The organism is Okeania sp. SIO3B5 (genome assembly GCF_010692555.1).
In the GTDB taxonomy this organism is placed as follows: domain Bacteria; phylum Cyanobacteriota; class Cyanobacteriia; order Cyanobacteriales; family Microcoleaceae; genus Okeania.
Window position 1 is genome coordinate 1 of record NZ_JAAHHG010000763.1, and the last position, 3,378, is coordinate 3,378.

Annotated in this window: 1 protein-coding gene; it reads right to left on the reverse strand. The window is 35.1% G+C overall.

Annotation, left to right across the window (positions count from 1 at the left end; genetic code table 11):
- Positions 1-665: 665 nt before the first annotated feature.
- The gene (gene crtH, locus F6K54_RS42100) at positions 666-2,237 is read right to left on the reverse strand and encodes a carotenoid isomerase (RefSeq protein ID WP_293090439.1); all 1,572 of its coding nucleotides are present in this window, start codon (positions 2,235-2,237) and stop codon (positions 666-668) included.
- Positions 2,238-3,378: the final 1,141 nt, after the last annotated feature.

Below are 3,378 nucleotides of genomic sequence, written 5' to 3' on the forward strand. Positions count from 1 at the left end.
CTCCCCATCTCTCCATCTCCCCATCTCCCCATCTCTCACTCTCCCCATCTCCCCATCTCCCCATCTCCCCATCCCCCCATCCCCCCACACTCTCTCTACCATTACTATGCACCACCACCAATTACTTTAATACTGCTTACTATTTGTAACATTCTTTTTTAAAACTGGTATAACAGATACCTCTGAAAAAGAGGGAGTAGGGAGTAGGGAGAAATAACTGATAATGTAAGCATTCAGCCGTCAGCTATCAGCTATCAGCTATTGTTTTTAGTTTACGATAAAAGCTTTATTAATTATCCTACTAGAAAAGTTTGCTCCCTTGCCCTTAAAATCTATATTAATTTAAACACTGTCTTTTAAGGAGAGAGTCTTGTTGCTGAGAGCTGAAAGCTAATAGCTGTTTGCGCAGCATTCCGCAGGAAATGCTTACCTGATAATTTCTGTGCGGTAATTGATTTTATTTTTGATTATAACCAGATGTTTAATACATACTGAATCACCTTTTTAATAATTATGAATCAGTTCGTCTTAATTATTCTGATGTTTACCGAATAATTTAGGTTTAAAGCCTCTCCTTTTAAGGGGATAATAAAGAAAAATTTTCATGATTAGTCAATCCTCTTCTTTTCAAGGAGAGATAATAATTAATTATTAATTATTAATTATTAATTATTAATTATTGAATTCTTCCCTTTTTTTAATCCTAAATCAACAGCAACTTTATGAGCGCAAGCGAAACCAGAAAAAGCCACAGCATTTAAACCTTGACCAGGAAATGTACTATCTCCAACACAATATAAACCAGGTATTGCAGTACGATTAAATGGCATTGCTAATAAACCTTTTAACTTACGACGAGGAATAGGTCCATAAGTACCATCTTCGCGATTTAAAAATCTTTGATGGGAACGAGATGTTCCTACTTCCATATAATCTAAACCAGCATCTAAACCAGGAAAAATCTTTTCTAATTTATCAATAATTCGCCCCGCAGCTTCTTCTTTTTTTGCTTCATATTCTTTGATACTTAATCCTTGCCAATCTTCTATATAACTAGGTGTAAAACTATGAACTATATGATAACCTTTTGGTGCTAAATCTGGGTCTAAAAGTGTAGGAATAGAGACAAAAATTGTACCTTCTGATTCCTCCATTTTCTCCCAATTTTCTAAGAGAATATGATGACATTCTGTACCTTCTGGAAATACAGAAGCTTCCACTCCTAAATGTAAACTTAAAAAACTTGGTGATTTTTGATAATTACTACGCCATTTTTTCTCACTTGACGGTATATTTTCTGCTGGAATTAATTTGCCAAAAGTATCCCATCTCGTTGCATTAGAAATAATCCGTTTACCTCGATAAACCTTTCCATTAGTTAACTTAACTCCTACCGCTTTTCCCTTTTCAATAATAATTTGTTGAACACGAGATTTATATCTAATTTCTCCCCCTGTTTTTTCTAAACCTTCTACCAGTATTTGAGAAATTTTACCCACACCACCTTTAGGGTAATTAATACCACCATAATGCCGATCAGAAAACACCATTCCAGCATTAATCATTGGTGTTAAATCTGCTGGCACTACTGACCAACAATAACATTCAATATCAATAAATTTTAATAATTTTTTATCGCTAATATATCGACGTGCAACATCACCTACATTTTGAGGTAAATACTTCAATAAACCCAGACAAGAACCAGGATGTTGAAAAAATGATTTGGAGAGATATTTTAACTCTTCTAGAGATAATAACTCCATAGAATTGAGATAATTAAAAACTGTCCAACATTCATCATAAAATTGACGAATTCCTTTTTTTTCATGGGGAAATATTTGAGTTAATTCTTCGATAAACTTTTCATATTTTTGGTGAACTTTTAACTCTAAATTATCTGGTAGATGATAATGTATTTGTACCGGATCAGGAATTGTTTCTATGCTAACATTTACCGCATCTAAAGCACGAGTCAGTAAATTTGTTGTACCCTTCTTACCAAAACCAAATATCATTGATGCACCAACATCAAATGTGTATCCTTCACTTTCAAAATAACCGGAGCTACCACCAGGAATAGTATAACTTTCTAATACTATAACTTTGCCTCCTTTGGCTGCAAGTTGAGTAGCTGTAACTAAACCACCAATACCAGAACCAATGACTATTGCATCATATTCAAGTATTGGAGGAAATTTCTCAGTTAATGACTGAGATGCAGGAGAAATTGTCATAGTAAAACCTTTCTTTGTCAAAATTTGCTAGATTTTAGTGTAGCGCTTTTGATGTTAATAGTGTTTGATTTGAATTAATCAAATTTATAGCAATATGATTTGAGTTGTGAGATATTGAAAACTTTTATGGAATAGGGAATAGAGAACAGAGAAGAAGAAAAAAACGTATCACATGAATATAGTAATTGCTATATTCTATACTTTTAAGGAATATCTCAATTTTCACAACTAAATTCCTGATTGCTATAGTAGATAGGGTTTGCGCTCAAAAGTCTTTTTCGCTTGGCAGGGAGTAGGGAGTAGGGAGTAGGGAGTAGTGAATACTCAAGAGGAATCAGGAGTTGTAGAGGACGTACAAAGGAAAAATTATCCCAAAATTGTTCTGCCTATATACTTACGCCAATACTCACTTTTTGAGCTTACTTAGGCAAAACAGGGGTACTTTTTCACTACTCAAAAAGGCCAAAACCAATATAAGTCAATGCTTTTAGATTTAATCAGCAAACCCTAGATATATATAGCAATTCTCAAACTGCTAAGATACACAAGTTATAGAACCAGAAAGGTGAGATTGAAATATTTATTCAACATTTAGAGGAGAAAATTTTTATTCAAGCAGACACGGTATTACAAAATATTTTGATAGCAGCAGCACGAAATTTATGTCGTCTTCATAATTAGTTGAATCATGTTCCTCTTGTTTTGCTATTACTTGAAGTTACGCTTGATTTTTCTTTCAACAACATTTCCCAGAGATTGCTATTTTTGGGGTGATGGGGTAATGGGGTGATGGGGTGATGGGGTGAGTGCGATCGCACAGCGGAATGGACATTCAGCAGCTCGTGGCATCAGTAGTCTTCTAAATTATTGTATGTGACGTTCTCCTACATCAAATCTCGCGATTATGATGTAGGCTTCCCCACCTTACGGATAGGGCTTTCTGTTTCACAGGGAGTGCAACCACTTAACCCTCCGCAGACAGAGACGATAAGACCCACCGCCTTTTTGTACTGAACAATTCTGTACTCATCCAGGACCCTCAAGAGTTTTACCTTTTCACGGGCTGACTAGAACTTCTGAATTGAACCCCATACTCTATGTTGTTTTCTATGTACTGTTATCAGGTGCGTATTACCGCTAC